Annotated in this window: 19 protein-coding genes; 14 read left to right on the forward strand and 5 right to left on the reverse strand. The window is 56.2% G+C overall.

The window, feature by feature from the left end; all coding sequences use genetic code 11:
- Positions 1–10: 10 nt before the first annotated feature.
- The gene (locus DDT56_RS16855; RefSeq protein ID WP_136167596.1) at positions 11–913 is read right to left on the reverse strand and encodes a LysR family transcriptional regulator; all 903 of its coding nucleotides are present in this window, start codon (positions 911–913) and stop codon (positions 11–13) included.
- A gap of 677 nt (positions 914–1,590) precedes the next feature.
- Between DDT56_RS16855 and DDT56_RS16860 the strand changes: the two genes are divergently transcribed.
- The 5 genes from DDT56_RS16860 to DDT56_RS16880 all read left to right on the forward strand — a co-directional run bounded on the left by DDT56_RS16860 (position 1,591) and on the right by DDT56_RS16880 (position 7,568).
- Entirely contained in the window at positions 1,591–2,826 is a 1,236-nt protein-coding gene (locus DDT56_RS16860; RefSeq protein WP_136167597.1) for an MFS transporter, read from the forward strand.
- Between the two features lie 102 nt (positions 2,827–2,928).
- The gene (gene ydiB / locus DDT56_RS16865; RefSeq protein WP_136167598.1) at positions 2,929–3,795 is read left to right on the forward strand and encodes a quinate/shikimate dehydrogenase; all 867 of its coding nucleotides are present in this window, start codon (positions 2,929–2,931) and stop codon (positions 3,793–3,795) included.
- A 108-nt stretch (positions 3,796–3,903) separates the two neighbouring features.
- Entirely contained in the window at positions 3,904–4,662 is a 759-nt protein-coding gene (gene aroD / locus DDT56_RS16870; RefSeq protein ID WP_136167599.1) for a type I 3-dehydroquinate dehydratase, read from the forward strand.
- Between the two features lie 144 nt (positions 4,663–4,806).
- Positions 4,807–6,399 (forward strand): acyl CoA:acetate/3-ketoacid CoA transferase, encoded by a 1,593-nt coding sequence (locus DDT56_RS16875; RefSeq protein ID WP_136167600.1) that lies wholly within the window; start codon positions 4,807–4,809, stop codon positions 6,397–6,399.
- A 17-nt stretch (positions 6,400–6,416) separates the two neighbouring features.
- The gene (locus DDT56_RS16880; protein WP_136167601.1) at positions 6,417–7,568 is read left to right on the forward strand and encodes an acyl-CoA dehydrogenase; all 1,152 of its coding nucleotides are present in this window, start codon (positions 6,417–6,419) and stop codon (positions 7,566–7,568) included.
- Between the two features lie 65 nt (positions 7,569–7,633).
- On the opposite strand, the gene DDT56_RS16885 is transcribed toward DDT56_RS16880, so the two are convergent.
- Positions 7,634–8,545, reverse strand: a complete 912-nt coding sequence (locus DDT56_RS16885; protein WP_136167602.1) for an AraC family transcriptional regulator — start codon at positions 8,543–8,545, stop codon at positions 7,634–7,636.
- A 630-nt stretch (positions 8,546–9,175) separates the two neighbouring features.
- On the opposite strand from DDT56_RS16885, the gene DDT56_RS16890 reads away from it, so the two are divergent.
- The 5 genes from DDT56_RS16890 (at position 9,176) to fadK (ending at position 14,342) form a co-directional block, all read left to right on the forward strand.
- Positions 9,176–9,940, forward strand: a complete 765-nt coding sequence (locus DDT56_RS16890; RefSeq protein WP_136167603.1) for an electron transfer flavoprotein — start codon at positions 9,176–9,178, stop codon at positions 9,938–9,940.
- Positions 9,941–9,962: 22 nt separating this feature from the next.
- Positions 9,963–10,916, forward strand: coding sequence for an electron transfer flavoprotein subunit alpha (locus DDT56_RS16895; RefSeq protein WP_136167604.1), 954 nt, complete (start codon positions 9,963–9,965; stop codon positions 10,914–10,916).
- A gap of 50 nt (positions 10,917–10,966) precedes the next feature.
- Positions 10,967–12,256 (forward strand): FAD-dependent oxidoreductase, encoded by a 1,290-nt coding sequence (locus DDT56_RS16900; RefSeq protein ID WP_136167605.1) that lies wholly within the window; start codon positions 10,967–10,969, stop codon positions 12,254–12,256.
- Complete coding sequence (locus DDT56_RS16905; protein ID WP_136167606.1) at positions 12,253–12,546, forward strand: ferredoxin family protein; 294 nt, start codon at positions 12,253–12,255, stop codon at positions 12,544–12,546. The genes DDT56_RS16900 and DDT56_RS16905 overlap by 4 nt, the downstream gene beginning before the upstream one ends.
- Before the next feature lie 113 nt (positions 12,547–12,659).
- The gene (gene fadK / locus DDT56_RS16910; protein WP_136167607.1) at positions 12,660–14,342 is read left to right on the forward strand and encodes a medium-chain fatty-acid--CoA ligase; all 1,683 of its coding nucleotides are present in this window, start codon (positions 12,660–12,662) and stop codon (positions 14,340–14,342) included.
- Positions 14,343–14,358: 16 nt separating this feature from the next.
- On the opposite strand, the gene DDT56_RS16915 is transcribed toward fadK, so the two are convergent.
- Together DDT56_RS16915 and DDT56_RS16920 are read right to left on the reverse strand one after the other, a co-directional pair.
- Entirely contained in the window at positions 14,359–15,126 is a 768-nt protein-coding gene (locus DDT56_RS16915) for an amidohydrolase (RefSeq protein ID WP_136167608.1), read from the reverse strand.
- Positions 15,114–16,271: a pyridoxal phosphate-dependent aminotransferase gene (locus DDT56_RS16920; protein WP_136167609.1), complete on the reverse strand. Its 1,158-nt coding sequence runs from the start codon at positions 16,269–16,271 to the stop codon at positions 15,114–15,116. The genes DDT56_RS16915 and DDT56_RS16920 overlap by 13 nt, the downstream gene beginning before the upstream one ends.
- Positions 16,272–16,427: 156 nt before the next feature.
- On the opposite strand from DDT56_RS16920, the gene DDT56_RS16925 reads away from it, so the two are divergent.
- The 4 genes from DDT56_RS16925 to DDT56_RS16940 all read left to right on the forward strand — a co-directional run bounded on the left by DDT56_RS16925 (position 16,428) and on the right by DDT56_RS16940 (position 18,628).
- Complete coding sequence (locus tag DDT56_RS16925) at positions 16,428–17,042, forward strand: methylthioribulose 1-phosphate dehydratase (RefSeq protein WP_136167610.1); 615 nt, start codon at positions 16,428–16,430, stop codon at positions 17,040–17,042.
- A complete protein-coding gene (gene mtnC, locus DDT56_RS16930) occupies positions 17,039–17,743 on the forward strand; it encodes an acireductone synthase (protein WP_136167611.1) in 705 nt (234 codons plus the stop codon). The genes DDT56_RS16925 and mtnC overlap by 4 nt, the downstream gene beginning before the upstream one ends.
- Positions 17,740–18,285, forward strand: a complete 546-nt coding sequence (locus DDT56_RS16935) for a 1,2-dihydroxy-3-keto-5-methylthiopentene dioxygenase (RefSeq protein WP_136167612.1) — start codon at positions 17,740–17,742, stop codon at positions 18,283–18,285. Before mtnC ends, DDT56_RS16935 begins: the two co-directional genes overlap by 4 nt.
- 97 nt (positions 18,286–18,382) lie before the next feature.
- Complete coding sequence (locus DDT56_RS16940) at positions 18,383–18,628, forward strand: type II toxin-antitoxin system Phd/YefM family antitoxin (protein WP_136167613.1); 246 nt, start codon at positions 18,383–18,385, stop codon at positions 18,626–18,628.
- A gap of 55 nt (positions 18,629–18,683) precedes the next feature.
- Here the strand turns inward: DDT56_RS16940 and mtnA are convergent, their stop codons facing one another.
- Positions 18,684–19,712: an S-methyl-5-thioribose-1-phosphate isomerase gene (gene mtnA / locus DDT56_RS16945; protein ID WP_136167614.1), complete on the reverse strand. Its 1,029-nt coding sequence runs from the start codon at positions 19,710–19,712 to the stop codon at positions 18,684–18,686.
- Positions 19,713–19,787: the final 75 nt, after the last annotated feature.

Consider the following 19,787-nt stretch of genomic DNA (forward strand, 5'->3'; position numbering starts at 1 on the left):
GATGGCCGCGTTACCTGAACTGCATCCGCTGGCAGGCGCTGAAGATAAACTTCTTGAACGCCAGCGCGGCGGGGGATAACGCCTGGTCTTTTCGGGTCGCCAGATGGATATAGCGCGTCGGACCGGGATCTTTGATGCCCATGACGTGAACGTCGGCATGCGACAGCGTACCGGTGCGCGGCATAATCGCGATACCGTAATTAATGCTCACCAGCCCCGCCATCGCCGTATCCTCCTCGACGTAACAGGCGACTTCAGGGAGCAGTTTTTTTTGCATAAACATCCTGTCGATAAACTGACGTAATCCGCTTTCCGGCGAATAAAAGATAAACGGATAAGGGATGGCCTCCTCCAGGGCGATTTCACTTTCACGGCGCAGCGCTAATGGATGGTTGCGGGCGGTCACCAGCACCAGCTCCTGACTGATTAACGGGATAAACTCGATTTCCGGCTCTTCCGGCGCCAGAGAACAGAGCGCCAGATCGAACTTGTTCGCCTTCAGGTCTTGCAAAATCGATGCGGTGCTCCCCTGATAAAAGCGAAAGCGTTTATTTTCATTGCCGGGGAGACGGATAAAACGGTCGATCAGCCGTGGAACGACCGTCTCTCCCATGGTGTAGATAAACGCCAGGCTGATAACGTCCTCCTGAGCGCCGCTTATTTGGCGCAGCGCGAAACGGCCGTTTTCCAGCTCAAGCAGCGCATTTTCCACATAGGGTAAAAATATTTTGCCGCACTGCGTTATACGCACGTTCCTGCCGCATTTTTCAAATAGCGTCACCCCCAGCTCTTTTTCAAGCTCGGATATCGCATGGCTTAACGAAGGCTGGGCGATAAACAGGCTCGACGCCGCTTCCGTATAATGCTGCTTTTCAGCCAGACGCTTAAAATAGTGTAATTGTTTTAAATTCATACGGTTTCTCGTGGCATTAACGCGCTATTCACTCTACGGCCGAGTCATATTACCCGGCGCTGAGGGATATCCGGTCGCTCTTTGGGTATTCAACAACATCGAAGGATTATACAGAGTGGAAGGGAAGCGCAAGGATCCCGGCGAGCGGCGTGCAAAATTATTATGCCGCCGTGCAATATAGCATGTCCTTTTTACCGCTTAAGGCAGTATGGCGCGGTAAATAAGTTGTTAATTGAGGACGATGCCAAACGGAGATGATGATAATCGCGACCTGGCCGCCGGGTTGCGGATAAAAATATTTTACGTCATCCATCACTATTTGGATTAAATAAGTTTTAACTACCTCGCAAAATGAAAAAATTGTGCCGCGATGCCACGGCGCGTCCTTTATCATTCTCGCCATGTGTTAATTTTGTAAAATAACAAACAAATTATCAACAAGGGAGGGGCGTTCCTTGCCTGCGCCATGCAATAAAATTGAAAACAAAAACCTTATCTTACGTGTTAATCATTGTCATGGTTATATACATTAAATACAGGTATTAATTTAACGATGTTTTATAGGAACCGTGATTTCAACCTGACTAAAAACAGCAAAAAAGAAAAGCAAGACGGCCAGCATAATCCCGTCCGAAAAATCTATGTAATGAAAACATTAACGATAAGCGGAGAAAAGCATGAGCCAGAACAAGGCCTTCAATACGCCATTTTTATTAGCCGTCATCGGCATATATTTGAGCTATTTTCTTCACGGCGTCAGCGTTATTACCCTGGCGCAGAATATGACCCCCCTGGCGGAAAAGTTTAACACCGATAATGCCGGGATTGCCTACGTGATTTCGGGAATCGGTCTGGGGAGGCTGATCAGCATCCTCTTCTTCGGCGTCATCTCGGATAAATTTGGCCGGCGCTCGGTTATTTTCCTTGGTATCGCGCTATATCTGCTGTTCTTCTTCGGCATCCTCCTCAGTCCTAATCTGATCGTGGCGTTTGTGCTGGCTTTCTGCGTCGGCGCGGCGAATGCGGCATTGGACACCGGCGGCTATCCGGCGCTGATGGAGTGCTATCCCAAAACGTCCGGCTCCGCGGTGATTCTGGTTAAAGCCATGGTCTCTTTCGGTCAGATGTTTTATCCCATGCTGGTCAGCTACCTGCTGGTCAGTCAGATATGGTACGGCTACGCGATGATTATCCCCGGCGTGCTGTTCCTGCTGGTCACGCTGCTGGTGCTGAAGAGTAAATTCCCCAGCCAGCTGGTGGACGCCAATCTCGCCAAAGACCTGCCGCAGATGAACAGCAAGCCGCTGGCATGGCTGGAAGGGGTCGCCTCCATCGTATTCGGCGTGGCGGCATTCTCGACGTTTTATGTCATCGTGGTGTGGATGCCGAAATACGCCATGGCCTTTGGCGGCATGGGGGAGGCGGAGGCGTTAAAAACCATCTCCTACTATAGCCTGGGCTCGCTGTTGTGCGTATTTCTCTTTGCCTTCCTGCTCAAAAGTATGATTCGCCCGGTGTGGGCCAATGTCTTTAACGCCGGATTATCCGTTATTACCGGGATCGTTATTTATCTCTATCCGTCGCCGCTGGTGTGTAATGTGGGGTCGTTTATCATCGGGTTCTCCGCCGCCGGCGGGATATTACAGCTTGGCGTTTCCGTGATGTCGGAGTTTTTTCCCAAAAGCAAAGCCAAAGTCACCAGCGTTTATATGATGATGGGCGGGTTGGCCAATTTCATTATCCCGCTGATTACCGGTTATTTGTCCACCATTGGCTTGCAATACATCATATTACTGGACGTGGTGTTCGCCAGCGTCGCGTTTATCACCGCGATAGTGGTCTTTGTTCGTTACTATAAAGTATTCAAAATTCCAGAAAACGATTTGCGTTTTGGCGAACGATTCTTCCAGTAATCTTATCAATAGACGCGAGCATTATCGAAAACAAATACGCCGTTATCTTGAAATATATCGGGCGTGAATCAGGCAGTATAATAATACAGTGAGGAGTTTATAATGGATGTTACTGCAAAATATGAGCTGATTGGATTAATGGCATATCCCATCAGACACAGTCTGTCTCCCGAAATGCAGAATAAAGCGCTGGAAAAAGTCGGCTTACCTTATACCTATATGGCTTTCGAGGTCGACAACACCACCTTTGGCAAGGCGATTGAGGGGCTTAAGGCCTTAAAAATGCGCGGTACCGGCGTTTCCATGCCTAACAAGCAGCTGGCTTGTAAATATGTGGATGAATTAACCCCCGCGGCCAAATTGGTTGGCGCCATTAATACCATTGTAAACGACAATGATTACCTCAGAGGATATAACACCGACGGAACCGGACATATTCGGGCCATTAAAGAAACCGGTTTTGATATTGTCGGTAAAAAAATGGTGCTGGTGGGCGCCGGCGGGGCATCCACCGCCATCGGCGCGCAGGCGGCTATCGAAGGCATCAAGGAAATCATGCTGTTTAACCGCCGGGATGAGTTCTACGAAGAGGCGCTCGCCTTTGCGAAACGGGTTAACGACAATACGGATTGTACGGTGACGGTTACCGACCTGGCCGACCAGAAGGCGTTCGCCCAGGCGATTGCCAGCGCCGATATCCTGACCAACGGCACCAAGGTGGGGATGAAACCGCTGGAAAATGAATGCGTCGTCAGCGACAAATCGATGCTGCGCCCTGATTTGCTGGTCTCCGAATGCGTCTACAATCCCCATATCACCAAGCTATTGCAAATGGCGACGGAGGTCGGCTGTAAAACGGTCGATGGCTATGGGATGTTGTTATGGCAGGGGGCGGAACAGTTCAAGCTGTGGACCGGGAAAGATTTCCCGCTGGAATATATTAAAAAGGTTATGGGGTTCAACGCATAATTATCGGCTACGGATTATGTCGCCTCTCTCATCGCCAAAGAGTCGCGCCTGAACGGCGGATGCGCGGTGGGTATTTATGGCCGTAAGGCATTAATGGAAGGGAAAAGAATGAAAACCGTAACAGTGAAAAATGTGGTGATAGGCGAGGGCGCGCCCAAAATTATCGTCTCATTGATGGGAAAAGACGTGTCGGCGGTGAAGTCGGAAGCGGAATATTACCGCGATTTCGACTTCGATATTCTGGAGTGGCGTAGCGATCATTTTGCCGATGTGGCGAATATCGACAGCGTGATTGACGCGGCTCGCCAGCTCGGCGGCATCATTCCCCACCGGCCGATCCTCTTTACCTTCCGCACCGCCAAGGAAGGGGGGGAGAAAGAGATCTCGTCCGATGATTATATTGCCCTGAATCAAAAGATAATTGATAGCGGCCTGGTGGACATGATCGACCTGGAGCTCTTTACCGGCGATCAAGCCGTCGGGGCGACGATAGCCCATGCCCATGCCCGCGGGGTGAAAGTCGTTGTCTCCAATCATGATTTCCATAAAACGCCGCCTAAAGAGGAGATCGTCGGCCGTTTGCGCAAAATGCAGCAGCTGGGGGCCGATATTCCAAAAATCGCCCTGATGCCGCAAAACAAAAACGATGTCCTGACGCTATTGGCCGCTACGCTGGAAATGTATGAGAAATATGCCGACCGCCCCATTATTACCATGTCTATGGCGCAGTCGGGCATTATTTCACGCTTATCGGGCGAAGTATTCGGGTCGGCGGCAACGTTTGGCGCGTTGAAAAAAGCGTCGGCTCCAGGGCAGATCGCAATTAAAGATTTGAGGGCCGTTTTAAATATATTACATCAATCATAAAACCGCGTTTATTTAAACCTTAAACAGGAATCCGTCCGGGTTCCTGAATAAACAGCCATACCCGTTGGCATTCAAGCGGCAGGTGTGTTGGCTTGCTGCATCTGAAAAGTTATTGGGTATATTCGGTCATGATTAGGAGTACCTATGAAATTGGAAAAACCGCAAAGAATAAATGGCAGGGTCCCGGTATTATCTGCCGCAGAGGCGGTCAATTATATTCCGGATGAAGCGACGCTCTGCGTATTAGGCGCCGGCGGGGGAATTCTTGAAGCGACCACGTTAATTACCGCCTTGGCCGAGCGCTATAAAACCAGCCAGTCGCCGCGTAATCTTGCCTTAATCAGCCCGACGGGATTGGGGGATCGGGCGGAAAGAGGCATTAGCCCGCTGGCTCAGGAAGGGCTGGTCAAATGGGCGCTGTGCGGTCATTGGGGTCAATCGCCGCGTATTTCCGACCTGGCCGAACAGAACAAGATTAGCGCCTACAACTATCCGCAAGGCATTTTGACCCAGGCCATCCGCGCCTCGGCCGCTCACCAGCCCGGTATTTTAAGCAATATCGGCATCGGCACCTTCGTCGACCCGCGGCAGCAGGGCGGGAAACTCAATGAAGTGACCAGGGAAGATCTGATCAAACTGGTGGAAATCGATAAGCAGGAATACCTCTTCTATAAGGCCATCGCGCCGAACGTCGCCTTTATCCGCGCCACGACCTGCGATAGCGAAGGCTACGCCTCTTTTGAAGATGAGGTGATGTATCTGGACGCCCTGGTTATCGCCCAGGCGGTGCATAACCAGGGCGGCATTGTGATGATGCAGGTACAGAAGATGGTCAAAAAGGCCACGCTGCATCCCAAATCGGTGAGAATTCCCGGCTATCTGGTGGATATCGTCGTCGTCGATCCGGCGCAAACGCAGCTTTACGGCGGCGCGCCGGTTAACCGCTTTATTTCCGGCGACTTCGTGCTGGATGACAGCGCCCAAATGGCTATCCCGCTCAATCAGCGCAAGCTGGTGGCGCGGCGGGCCCTGTTTGAGATGCGCAAAGGCGCGGTGGGTAACGTCGGGGTCGGCATCGCGGACGGTATCGGCCTGGTCGCCAGAGAAGAGGGCTGCGCCGACGACTTCGTCCTGACGGTGGAGACCGGCCCTATCGGCGGCATCACCACCCAGGGCGTCGCCTTTGGCGCCAACGTCAATACGCGCGCCATTCTGGATATGACCTCGCAGTTCGACTTCTATCACGGCGGCGGGCTGGACGTCTGCTATTTGAGCTTCGCCGAAGTGGATAGCCAGGGTAATGTCGGCGTGCATAAATTCAACGGCAAAATTATGGGGACGGGCGGCTTTATCGATATTAGCGCCACCTCGAAGAAAATCATCTTTTGCGGAACCTTAACCGCGGGCAGTTTAAAAACCGACGTCGGCGAAGGGAAACTGAAAATAGTCCAGGAGGGCAGGGTCAAGAAATTTATAAAACAAATACCGGAGGTCACCTTCAGCGGAAAAATCGCCCTGGAGCGCGGGCTGGATGTGCGTTATATCACCGAGCGCGCGGTATTTACCTTAAAACAGGATGGCTTGCACTTGATTGAAATTGCCCCCGGCGTCGACCTGGACAGAGATATTTTAGCGCAAATGGACTTCCAGCCGATTATATCCAGTGACCTGAAGTTAATGGATGAAAGAATGTTTTACGACCGGGCCATGGGATTTGTTTTACCTGAAGGTAACTAACAACAGGAGTACAGAATATGAACTTTGGTTTAACCGAAGAGCAAGAGTTGCTGCTGGCCAGTATTCGGGAACTCATTACCAGTGATTTCCCGGAAGAATATTTCAGAACCTGCGACCAGACGGGCACCTATCCCAAAGAATTTATGAAGGCGCTATCCGACAACGGTATTTCCCTGCTGGGCGTGCCGGAGGAATATAACGGCATTCCCGCCGACTATGTGACGCAAATGCTGGCGCTGATGGAGGTGTCAAAATGCGGCGCTCCCGCATTTCTGATCACCAACGGGCAGTGCATTCACAGTATGCTGCGGTTCGGTTCGCCGGAACAGCTGCGGAAAACGGCGGAAAGCACCCTGGCCACCGGCGACCCCGCCTATGCGCTGGCCCTCACCGAACCCGGCGCCGGTTCGGATAACAATAGCGCCACCACCACCTACACGCGCAAGAATGGCAAAGTGTATTTGAACGGCCAGAAGACCTTTATCACCGGGGCGAAAGAGTACCCCTATATGCTGGTGCTGGCGCGGGATCCCGCGCCGCAGGACCCGAAAAAGGCGTTTACCCTGTGGTGGGTTGAGTCGAATCGTCCGGGCATCAAAATCAATCCGCTGCGCAAGATTGGCTGGCATATGCTGAGCACCTGCGAAGTTTACCTGGACAATGTCGAGGTGGAGGAGAGCGACAGGGTCGGTGAAGAAGGCATGGGCTTCCTGAACGTGATGTATAACTTTGAAATGGAACGCCTGATTAATGCCGCCCGCAGCACCGGTTTCGCCGAGTGCGCATTTGAAGACGCCGCCAGATATGCCAACCAGCGCATTCAGTTCGGCAAGCCCATCGGCCATAATCAGATGATTCAGGAAAAGCTGGCGCTGATGGCCATCAAAACCGAAAACATGCGCAATATGGTGTTGAAAGTGGCCTGGCAGGCGGATATGCGGCAGTCGTTGAGAACCAGCGCCGCGCTGTGCAAATTGTATTGCGCCCGCACCGCCCTTGAAGTTATTGACGACGCGATACAAATCATGGGCGGGCTGGGCTATACCGATGATGCCCGCGTTTCCCGATTCTGGCGCGACGTGCGTTGTGAACGAATCGGCGGCGGCACCGATGAGATTATGATCTATATCGCCGGGCGCCAGATCTTGAAGGATTATCAGAATAAGTAGTCATGATGAGTAATCAGTTCACGCCTGGCGGGGTGAACTGATTGCGTTGTATCGCGGCATTATAGTTAAATCAATACTTCCGGCTTCTGGTCGAATTCCGCGGTATATTCCGGCCCGTTCAGATCGCTTTTAAACTGTTTCCGGTATTCCGAGGGGGAACAGCCGACATGGCGAATAAATAATTTTGTGAAGTGATCGACATTATCATACCCGACGCGGAAAGAAATTTCGTTCAGGCATAATTCCGTATTGGTTAATGCAAATTTCGCTTCGGTGATTCGACGTTTAATAACGTAGTTGATGGGCGAAATATGATATTCTCTGGTAAATTCATGACAGATATAACTCACGCTGGCGCGGAATTTTTTCGCCAGGTGTTCCAGAGTAATTCTTTCCCGGTAATTATTATTTAAATAAACCAGAATATCTTTAACCAGAGCGTCTTTGATTATCTGCCCGGAGTCGGTGCGATACGCGCTTTTAAAGTTCTCGTAAAACATCACCGTCAGCACATAGCCAAAAGCATCATAAACCGATGATGGGATACCGTTCTTTTGTTGGGGGAAGGTAATGCTGATTTCTTGAAAAATACTGGTTATCACCTCTTTGTTTTTGAGCGCCGATACCACCGGACAACAGTTTGGCCGCATGATGCGATTTTCTTCCAGTCCGTTAATCTTGAAGCCATAAACCGCACAGGTATAGGTGGTGGCGGGCGATGCGGCGTCAGAAGCCACGGCGTGCAGGCTGCCGCGCTCAATGACCACGATATCGCCAGCTCTGGCGACGTAGTTCGATGAGTCGATGGTCAGTTTGACCACGCCTTTTTTTACGTAGATCAGTTCGGTTTCGGCTTCATGCACATGATGACCGGATTCCCAGTTGGGGTCGTCGCTAATGACGAATCGGGATAGCTTAGGGGTTCGTCCGTTTTCAAAAATGGCGTCCGCTTTATCGTCAAACCAACGCTGATACATGACTACCTCCACATTTAACCGTAAGGTGTAAGCCAATTATTAAGGGTGCGATATAGCAACCGATGACAATGTATAGCACGAAATCAGCGCCTCCAAACAAGATTGTTTGTATGCTATGCAAGATAGTACGTCAACCGGAAAGCAGCATAAAACGCCAGGTCGTTACCGCGCTTGAGCCCTTTATTTTTTCTATTTCATATCATGAATTGACTCATAATATACAAAATAGATACATCGAATTTACAATGCAAAGTTGTTTTTTTCTTTTATCGATCTCGCTAAAGATTTTTTTCGAGTATTTATGATACGTATCACATCCTGATATTTCTATGCGTCTTTTAGTGTTAATTTCATGTTTAACGCTATGCTGTTTTTTACCTATTAACCTCACGGAGAGAATAAGAATAAATGATTAACCAACGTTAATCGTCAGCCTGTTTTTTTTGCAAGATAGTTGGTAACTAAAACATATTATCATGTCGTTTTTCCCGCGCCGCCGTATCACTATATCACCATACAATTTTGTATATCCCTCTGAGATAAATGGGGTTTGTCGTTACGAAACCTTCATTCTGTTTCGGAAGCCTTCACTGCTATCCCAGATATCCGTTATTGCCGATAGGAGAGATCATGAAAATAATAACCTGCTTCAAGCTGGTTCCCGAAGAGCAAGACATTGTGGTTACCGCGCAGCGGACGCTCAGTTTTGAGCGTGCCGATGCCAAAATCAGCCAGTTCGATCTGAATGCCATTGAAGCGGCCGTACAGTTGGCCGGCGACGACGATCGGGTCGTCGCGCTCAGCGCCGGCGGTAAGTTTTTGGACAACACCAAGGTGCGTAAAGACGTGCTGTCGCGCGGCCCGCAGGAACTCTATCTGGTTCAGGACGAAAAACTGGAGCACGCGCTGCCTTATGACACGGCGCGGGCGCTGGCCGCCGCCGCCCGCAAGATCGGCTTCGATCTGCTGCTGTTCGGCGAAGGCTCCGGCGACCTGTACGCCCAGCAGGTCGGACTGCTGGTGGGCGAGTTGTTGCAGCTTCCCACCGTCAATGCCGTCAGCAATATCCAGCTGGTCGATAACCGCGTCCTGGTTGAACGCACTCTGGAAGATGAAGTGGAAGTGCTGGAACTGACGCTTCCGGCCGCGCTCTGCGTCACTTCGGATATCAATGTGCCGAAAATTCCCTCCATGAAAGCCATCCTCGGCGCGGGAAAAAAACCGGTCACGCACTGGCAGGGCGGCGATATCGACTGGTCGCCGGCGGCCCCCTATACCGAACTGACCCAAATCCACGTGCCGCCGCAGGCGGAACGTAAACACGTCATTATTGAGGGTGACTCGCCGGAAGCGGTTGCTGAATTGGCGGAACACCTGAAAAAAGCGCTGAACTAACCCGCAACGGAGAAAAACAATCATGAGTAAATTAGCCAACGTATGGGTGTTCAGCGACAACCCCGATCGCTACGCCGAATTGTTGAGCGGCGCCCGGCAGTGGGGCGAACGCGTCGACGTACTGCTGCCCACGGCCGACGCCGTGCCGTCCGTTCAGCCGCTGGGGGCGGATGCGCTCTACGTGCTGGATGAGAAGTCCGCCCTGCAGCGGGTGGAAAACTATGCGGAAACCCTGGTTTCCCTTATCGAGAAACCCGCGGCGCAACAGCGGCCCGCCACGCTTATCCTGCTGGCGGCGACCAAACGCGGCAAGGCGCTGGCCGCCAGACTGGGCGTATTGCTTGATGCGGCGGTGGTCAACGACGTTACGTCGTTCAGCGTCGACGATGACGCCGCCTATGCCGAACACCGGATGTACGGCGGTCTGGCCTTCGGCCGGGAAAAAATCAATACCCCGGTTGCCGTTGTCACGCTGGCTCCCGGCGCCGTCGAGCCCGCACCGGCCGATTCCGCTCATCCCAGCCCTGTCCGCCAGGTGAATTATGTCGCGCCGCGCCAGGAGATCCTGTGCAAGGAGCGCCGCAGCAAATCGTTGAGCAGCGTGGATCTGAGCAAAGCCAAACGCGTGGTGGGCGTGGGGCGCGGTCTGGTGGCGCAGGACGACCTGCGCATGGTGCAGGCGCTGGCGAGCGTTCTGGGGGCGGAAGTGGGCTGTTCGCGGCCGATCGCCGAGGGCGAACACTGGATGGAGCGCGAGCGCTATATCGGCGTGTCCGGCGTATTGCTGAAGTCCGATCTCTATCTGGCGCTGGGCATTTCCGGGCAGATCCAGCATATGGTCGGCGGCAACGGCGCCAGGATCATCGTCGCCGTCAATAAAGACAAGAACGCGCCGATCTTCCAGTACGCCGACTACGGCCTGGTGGGGGATATCTACAAGGTCGTGCCGGCCCTGATTGAACAGCTAAATCGATAATAATAAACGGCCCGCCCCACAAAAACGGTCGCGGGCCGGGGAGCAACAGCATGTCGGAAGAAAAATTCGATGCCATCGTGGTCGGTGCCGGCGTGGCGGGCTGCGTCGCCGGTTATATCATGGCGCAAGCCGGGCTGGAGGTGCTGGTCATCGAGCGCGGCAATTCCGCGGGCAGTAAGAATATGACCGGGGGGCGCCTTTACGCCCACAGCCTGGAGAAGATTATGCCGGGTTTTGCGCAAGAGGCGCCGGTCGAACGCAAGGTCGCCAGGGAGAAAATCTCCTTTCTCACCGACGACAGCGCCGTCACGCTGGATTTCCATAGCCAGCGGCCGGATAGTCCGGCGCAAGCCTCCTACACAGTGCTTCGCAACCTGTTCGACCCCTGGCTGATGGAAAAAGCCGAGGCGGCGGGGGCGCAGTTTATTCCCGGCGTCCGGGTGGATGCGCTGCTGCGGGAAGGCAACAGGGTGACCGGCGTACAGGCCGGCGACGATGCGCTGGAAGCCAACGTGGTTATTCTGGCCGACGGCGTTAACTCGCTTCTCGGCCGCTCTATCGGCATGGTGCCGCCGCCGTCGCCCCATCACTATGCCGTGGGCGTCAAAGAGCTGATCTCGCTGTCGTCGTCGCAGATAGAAGACCGTTTTAACCTCTCCGCCGGCGAAGGGGCGGCCTGGCTGTTCGCCGGCGCGCCGTCCAACGGCCTGATGGGGGGCGGTTTCCTCTACACCAATCGGGATACGCTGTCGCTGGGGCTGGTCTGCGGCCTGGGCGATATGGCGCGCGCCAGTAAAAGCGTACCGCAGATGATGGAGGATTTTAAACGCCATCCCGCCATCCGCCCGTTGATTGCGGGCGGCGAACTGCTGGAGTATTCCGCGCATATGGTGCCGGAAGGCGGCCTGGCGATGGTGCCGCCGCTGGCGGACGACGGGGTGATGATCGTCGGCGACGCGGCGGGGATGTGTCTGAATCTGGGCTATACCGTGCGCGGTATGGATCTGGCCGTCGCCTCGGCGGAAGCGGCTGCGTTGACCGCCATTGAGGCGAAAAACCAGCAGGATTTCTCCGCCGGCGGGCTGGCGGGATACCGTAAAAAGCTGGAGCAGAGCTTTGTGCTGCGCGATATGCATCACTACCGCAAGCTGCCGGCGCTGATGGAAACTCCCCGCCTGTTCGACCAATACCCGCGCATGGCCGCCGACATCATGAGCGATATGTTCATTATTGACGGCAGTCCCGCTAAACCCCTGCGGACAAAAATAGTGAAACGGGCCAGACAGGTGGGGCTGATGAATCTGCTGAAAGACGGCATTAAAGGGGCGGGCGCGCTATGAACGACGACAAAACGGTAAATGTGGATGTGAAACTGGGGGTCGATAAATTCCGGGTGGATGAAAGCAACCCGCACATCGTACTGGTTGATAACCCGGATGCGGAACAGTTCCGCCTGTTGCTGCACGCCTGTCCCGCCGGCCTGTATAAACAGGACGACGAAGGCAATATCCATTTCGACTACGCGGGGTGCCTGGAGTGCGGCACCTGCCGGGTACTGTGCGGCGATACCATTCTGGAGAAGTGGGAATACCCGCAGGGCACTTTCGGTATCGAGTTCCGTTTCGGCTAATCCCTTAGAACGGGGAAATCTGGCGGCCGACGGCGCCCTCGAGCTAGGCGATATGTCGGCTATTAACGATAAACGGCACTGCACGGTTGTTATTGATGACCGGGATAACGCGAATGACTGTCACGATAAAATTTAACGCGGCGCGCAGGGAATATTACCGACAACAGGGTTACTGGGGAGACGCGTCGCTCGCCGACTATTGGCATCAGTCGGTTAAGGCCGCGCCGGAAAAGATCGCCGTCCTCGACAATCAGGGGGCGTCATACACCTATGCGCAACTGGATCGCGCGGCGGGAAGCGTGGCCGCCTACCTGCTGGACGCGGGCATCCGGCCCGGCGACCGGGTGGCCTTTCAGCTTCCCGGCTGGTGCGAATTCACCATTATCTATCTGGCCTGCCTGAAAACCGGGGCGGTTTCGGTTCCGCTGCTGCCCGCTTACCGCGAGACGGAACTTATCTGGACGCTTAACAAGAGCCGGGCCCGGGTTCTGTTCGCCCCGACCCTGTTCAAAAACGCCAGTCCGCTGGAGCGGATCGTCCCGCTGCGTTCTCAACTGCCGCATCTACAGCGGGTGGTGGCCGTCGATAAGCTGGCGCCCGCCGACTCGACGCCGGCGCTCAGCCAGCTGCTGCAAGACTATTCCCCGCTGGAAAATCCCGTCAGGACGCACGGCGACGAACTGGCCGCGGTGCTGTTCACCTCCGGTACGGAAGGGGTGCCCAAGGGCGTTATGCTCACCCATAACAATATTGTCGCCAGCGAACGCGCCTACTGCGCGACGCTGAACCTGAGCTGGCTGGACACCATATTGATGCCCGCGCCGCTGGCCCATGCCACCGGCTTTCTGCACGGCGTCACCGCGCCCTTTATCATCGGCGCGCGCAGCGTGCTGCTGGATATTTTTAATCCGTCGGAGTGCCTGACGTTTCTGGAGCGGGAAAAATGCACCTGCGTGATGGGGGCCACGCCTTTTGTCTACGACCTGTTGTGTTGCGTGCAGCAGCGCCACTACGACCTCTCTTCGCTGCGTTTCTTTCTGTGCGGCGGCACCACCATCCCGAAAAAAATCAGCCGCGACTGTTTACAGGCCGGCATCAAGTTGCTGAGCGTTTACGGCGCGACGGAAAGTTCGCCCCATGCGGTGGTTAAGCTCGACGATCCGCTTTCCCGGGTGATCAACACCGACGGCACCGCCGCCCCAGGCGTGGAAATCAAGATCGTCGACAAGGCGCGCAAAACGGTGCCCCGCGGCGTAGAGGGGGAAGAGGCGTCCCGCGGTCCCAACGTGTTTATGGGGTATCTGGACGAACCGGAACTGACCGCCCGCGCGCTGGATCAGGATGGCTGGTACTACAGCGGCGATCTCTGCCGCATGGATGAGGACGGCTACATCAAAATCACCGGCCGGAAAAAGGATATCATCGTGCGCGGCGGCGAGAATATCAGCAGCCGGGAGGTGGAAGAGATTCTGCTGCAGCATCCGCGCGTGCGCGACGCGGGGGTGGTCGCCATGCCGGACGCGCGTCTGGGAGAGCGTTCCTGCGCCTATCTGGTCCTGAAAGCGCCTTACCAGACGCTGACGCTGGAAGAGGTGATCGCTTTCTTCAGCCGCAAACGGGTCGCCAAATACAAATACCCGGAATGGGTGGTTATCGTCGACGCGCTGCCGCGCACGGCATCGGGAAAAATCAAAAAATATCTGTTGCGCCAGGACATCATCCAGCGGCTGGCGCTGCGCGCCGAGGAAGATGATATCTGTCTCGACGCGCCGGCGTCATCGCTGCCTTGCCGCTGACGCCGGCGCTGACGCTTTACAGCGAAAAGCGGTCGGCGTCGCGCCATGCGGGGAAAGCTTCGCGGTAGCTTTGCAGGGCCTCCAGCGACAGCTCCGCATCCAGCCGGGCGGCTTGGTTCGGCGGCGCGGAAGTCAGGATTTCCCCCTGCGCGTTGACGATCAGGCTGTCGCCGCGATAGCTGTGGCCGTTGCCGTCGGCGCCCACGCGGTTACAGCCGGCAACGTACGCCTGGTTCTCTATCGCCCGCGCCGCCAGCAATGTCTGCCAGTGCGCCGCGCGCGGCGCCGGCCAGTTGGCCACATACAGCAGCAGATCGTAATCCTGCCGGTTGCGAGACCACACCGGGAAGCGCAGGTCATAACAAATCAGCGGGCAAATCCGCCAGCCGCGCCACTCGATAACGGTCCGCTCCGCGCCCGCCTGGTAGTGATGGTGCTCATCGGCCATACGAAACAGGTGGCGTTTGTCATAATGGTAAACGTCGCCGTGGGGCGAGACCAGCAGGAAGCGGTTTACCGCGCCTTTTGGCGTCCGTACCGCAATGCTGCCGCCGACCAGCGCGTTATTGCGTTGCGCCCACCGATGCAGCCACTTTTCCACCACCGACTGCTCAACGCCGCTCTTCGCCGCCTCCATCGAAAAACCGCTGGTAAACATCTCCGGCAGTACGATCAGGTCGCGCCCGGTAATCTCCGCCAACTGCGTATCAAAGTGCTTCAGGTTGGCCTCGGCGTCCTGCCAGGTCAGGGGTTGTTGCAATAGGGTGATTTTTAAAGTCGACATAAGCGCTCCGCCGCCGCATTCAGAGTGGATTCCTGTTTCGCAAAGCATAGCCGAATCAGCGTGTGCCGGAACGGCTCGGCGCAGAATACCGACAGCGGGATCGCCGCCACGCCCACGTCTTCGGTCATCCAGCGGCAGAAGCTGACGTCATCCCGATCGGAAATGGCGCGGTAATCCGCCAGCAGGAAGTAGGTGCCTTCGCAGGGCAACAGCTCAAACCGGCTCTCCGCCAGCGCATTGACGAAACGATCGCGGCGGGCGCGGTAAAAGTCGGGCAGGGTGCGCCAGTGTTCGGGGTGCTCGCGCAGCATATCCGCAATGGCGAACTGGGCCGGCGTATTCACGGAGAAGGTTAGATACTGATGGATTTTGCGTACTTCGGCGCTCAGCGCGGCGGGGGCCACACAGTAGCCGACTTTCCAGCCGGTCATATGAAAGGTTTTGCCGAACGAGGAAACCGCGATGGCCCGCTGACGCAGCGACGGATGCGCCAGCACGCCGGCGTGTCCCTCTGCGGCGAAGCAGATATGCTCATACACTTCGTCGCTCAGCACGTAGATTTCGTGCGCGGCGATGGCCTGCCACAGCTGCTGAAAATCCTCCCGCCGCCATACGGTGCCGGAAGGGTTGTGCGGCGTGTTGAGGATCACCAGGCGGGTGCGTTCGCTAAGCAGCGTGGAGAACTCGGCCCAGTCGACGTGAAAGGCCGGGGGCTGCAACGCCAGGCGTTTCAGTACGCCGCCGGCCAGCTCCACCGCGGGGGCATAGCTGTCGTAGCTGGGATCGAAACAGATCACTTCATCGCCGGGGCGAACCAGGGCGGTGATGGCGGCAAACAGCGCTTCGGTGGCGCCGGCGGTGACGGTGACTTCGCTATCGGCGTCCGGCCGCCAGCCGTAAAGTTCGGCGGTTTTCTCGGCGATGACGGCGCGCAGCGGGGCGACGCCGGTCATCGGCGCATACTGATTGGCGCCCTGACCGACGTGATACGCCAGGCGCTGCTGCAAATAGTCGGGACCGTCGAAGTCTGGGAAGCCCTGCGATAGATTGATGGCCTTATGCTGCAAAGCCAGCATGCTCATCTGGGTAAAAATGGTGGTGCCGAGGGAGGGCAGTTTACTTTCGGGAATAAGGGCGGCGCTCATGACTGGTAAGGACTCCTGCAAGCCTGTATTGTCTGCCAATATATCACGATGTTAGTATTTGGCAATCAAGCCGCTTGGACGTATAAACGGCTAAATTCCTTTAAGTGCTAACTCATAACTAAAGGTACTAAGTACCTATAAAAACAGGAAGTATCAATGACAGAAAACCTGCAACGTGCGGCGCTGCTTGCCGCCTGTCACTGGATAGGGCAGAAGGGCTGGTGTCCGGCGACCGGCGGCAATATGTCGGTACGCCTGGATGAGCGGCAGTGCCTGATTACCGAATCAGGCAAGGACAAAGGCAGCTTACAGGCGGAGGATTTCCTGCTGGTGGACATCGCCACCAACCATGTGCCCAGCGGGCGTACGCCTTCCGCGGAAACCGGGCTGCATACCCTGCTGTACCGCACTTACCCGCAGACGGGGGCGGTGCTGCATACCCACTCGGTCAATGCGACCGTGCTCTCCAGGGCGATCGCCGGCGCGGAGCTGGTGCTGCACGGCTATGAAATGCAGAAGTCGCTGGCGGGACAGAAAAGCCACCTGGATGCCGTGACGATCCCCATCTTCGATAACGATCAGGATATTGCGGCGCTGGCGCGGAAAGTGGCGGCGCGCGCGGAGCAAACGCCGCTGCGCTACGGCTTTCTGGTGCGCGGCCACGGCCTTTATTGCTGGGGCGACGGCGTGCAAGAGGCGCGACGCCATCTTGAAGGGCTGGAGTTCCTGTTTCAGTGCGAACTGCAACGTCTGCTGCTGGAGGCCAAATGAGCCAGAACCGTGCGATTAAGGCGATAGTGACGGACATTGAAGGCACCACCAGCGATATCCGTTTCGTCCATGACCGGCTGTTTCCCTATGCCCGCGAGCGGCTGGCGGCAACGGTGCGCCAGCAGGGCGACGATGGAGAGATTGCGCATGCGTTGACGCTGCTGCGCCAGGAGCTGGACGCGCCGGATGCGGACGACGACGCTTTGATTTCGGCGTTGCACCGCTTTATGGATCAGGACCGCAAATCAACGGCGCTCAAGCTGTTGCAGGGCATTATCTGGCGCAGCGGTTATCACAACGGCGATTTCCGCGGTCATATTTACCCGGACGCGGCGCAGCAGCTGGCTGACTGGCAGCGCCAGGGCATCCGGCTGTATGTCTATTCATCGGGATCGGTGGAGGCGCAGCAACTGCTGTTTGGCTACAGCGAAGCGGGCGATCTGCGCCCGCTGTTCAGCGATTATTTCGATACCCGCGTCGGCGCCAAGCGTGAAGCGGCGTCCTACCGCGCCATCGCCCAATCCATCGGTTTGCCCGCCGGAGAACTGCTGTTCCTGTCGGATATTCGTCAGGAGCTGGATGCCGCGCAGCAGGCCGGATGGCACACCTGTCAGCTGATCCGCGGTGATGCTGATGATTTGAGCCGTCACCGCCAGGTGACACGTTTTGACCAGATCGATGTAGAGGAGTATTCCCAATGAGCGCACTGACCATCTTTAGCGATAGCGACGCCGGCCAACCGATTTGGCAAAGCCAGGAAGCGCAGGCCATCCGTCAGCAGTTGGACGATATCGGCGTGCGGTTTGAACGCTGGCAGGCGACGCAGCCGTTAAGCGCCAATCCCTCCTCCGAGGAGGTGCTGGCGGCCTATAAGCACGACATCGAGCGGCTGGTGGCGGAAAAAGGCTACCAGTCGGTCGACGTCATCAGCATTCGGGCGGACAATCCGCAGCGCGCGGAGCTGCGCGCCAAGTTTCTCTCCGAGCACACGCATAACGAGGATGAGGTGCGTTTCTTCGTTGAGGGCGCCGGCTTGTTCTGCCTGCATCTGCAAGGAAAGATTTTCCAGATCCTGTGCGAGAAAAACGACTTGCTGTCCGTTCCCGCGGGCACCGCGCACTGGTTTGATATGGGGCCGGAGCCGCATTTCACCGCCATCCGCCTGTTCGACAACCCGGAAGGCTGGATCGCGCATTTCACCGGCGACAAGATTGCCGATGCGTATCCGAAATTGGCGGGCTGATCCCGCGCTGTTACGACGATAATGCCTCAAGCGCCAGTTTGACTGGCGCTTTGAGGTTGCCTGATTATTACTTAGCTAATCTAGCTAAGGAGGTAATATGACGGTTCAGGTTAATATGCATGAAGCCAAGTCCCGGTTAAGCCTGCTTGCGGATAAGGCCGCGGAGGGCGAGACGGTGATTATCGCCAAGGCGGGTAAACCTTATGTCCAGCTTGTACCGGTATTGCAAGGCGACAGGGCGCCGGGCGGGTATGAGCATTGTATCGCTATCGATCACCGTTTCGATGAGGCTGACCGGGATATTCAGACGATGTTTGAGGCATCAGTACGCGCTCCTTTGTAACAAGCTTAATAAGCTTAGGTCTGATGCCAATCTGTGATATCGATTATCTTTCCCTTTAGCGCAACGCTGAGCGAAATATCCCATCTTGCACCGCCTGCGGCGTCACCACGCCGGTATCCAGCACCCAGCCGCTGATCAGCGCCGCCGGCGTAACGTCGAAAGCCGGGTTGTAGACCGGGGCGTTGTGCGGCGCCCACTGGCAGCGGCCGAAACCGCCGGCTACGCCGGTGACCTCCTCCGCGGCGCGTTGTTCTATCGGGATGGCGTTGCCGTCCGGGCAGTCGGGGTCGTGCGTGGTATGCGGCGCGGCGACGTAGAATGGGATCTGATGGTAGCGCGCCAGTACGGCCAGGCTGTAGGTGCCGATCTTGTTGGCGACATCGCCGTTGGCGGCGATGCGATCCGCGCCCACCCATACGGCATCGACCTGGCCCTGCGCCATCAGGCCGGCGGCCATCGAATCGCAAATCAGCCGATAAGGAATGCCCAGTTCGCCCAGCTCCCAGGCGGTAAGGCGTCCGCCCTGCAGCAATGGCCGGGTTTCATCCACCCACACCTGCGCCACTTTTCCCGCCTGATGCGCGCGCAGCAGTACGCCGATGGCGGTGCCGATGCCGGCCGTCGCCAGCCCGCCGGTGTTACAGTGGGTCAGCAGGCGGCTGCCGGGCTTGACCAGCGCGGCGCCGTAATCGGCTATCTGTTCGCACAGGGCGCGGTCTTCCTCCACCAATCTTAGCGCTTCCCGCGCCATCGCCGGGGCGAACTGCGGCTGCGCCAGCGCCTGTTTCATCCGATCCAGATTATTCATCAGATTGACGGCGGTAGGGCGCGCGGCGCGCAGCGTTTCCAGCGCGTCGGCCAACTGCGGCCGGGTCAGCCCTTGTTCCGCCAGCAGGGCGAGCAGCAGGCTGGCGGAAAGGCCGATAAGCGGCGCGCCGCGCACCCGCAGCGCCTGAATATGCTCAACCAGCGCGGTAACGTCAGGGCAGGGGCGCCAGTTTTTTTCCTGCGGCAGCGCCTGCTGGTCGAGGATCCACAGCTGGCCGTCAACGATTTTCAGACTGGTTGTGTTAAGTGACTGCATGAGTGGTTAAATCCATGTTGCGTTATGGCGTCAATTTTCTTATTCTGCCAATATGTTGAACGGATGTATAGACGT

The organism is Brenneria corticis (genome assembly GCF_003115855.1).
Classification (GTDB): Bacteria; Pseudomonadota; Gammaproteobacteria; order Enterobacterales; family Enterobacteriaceae; genus Brenneria; species Brenneria corticis.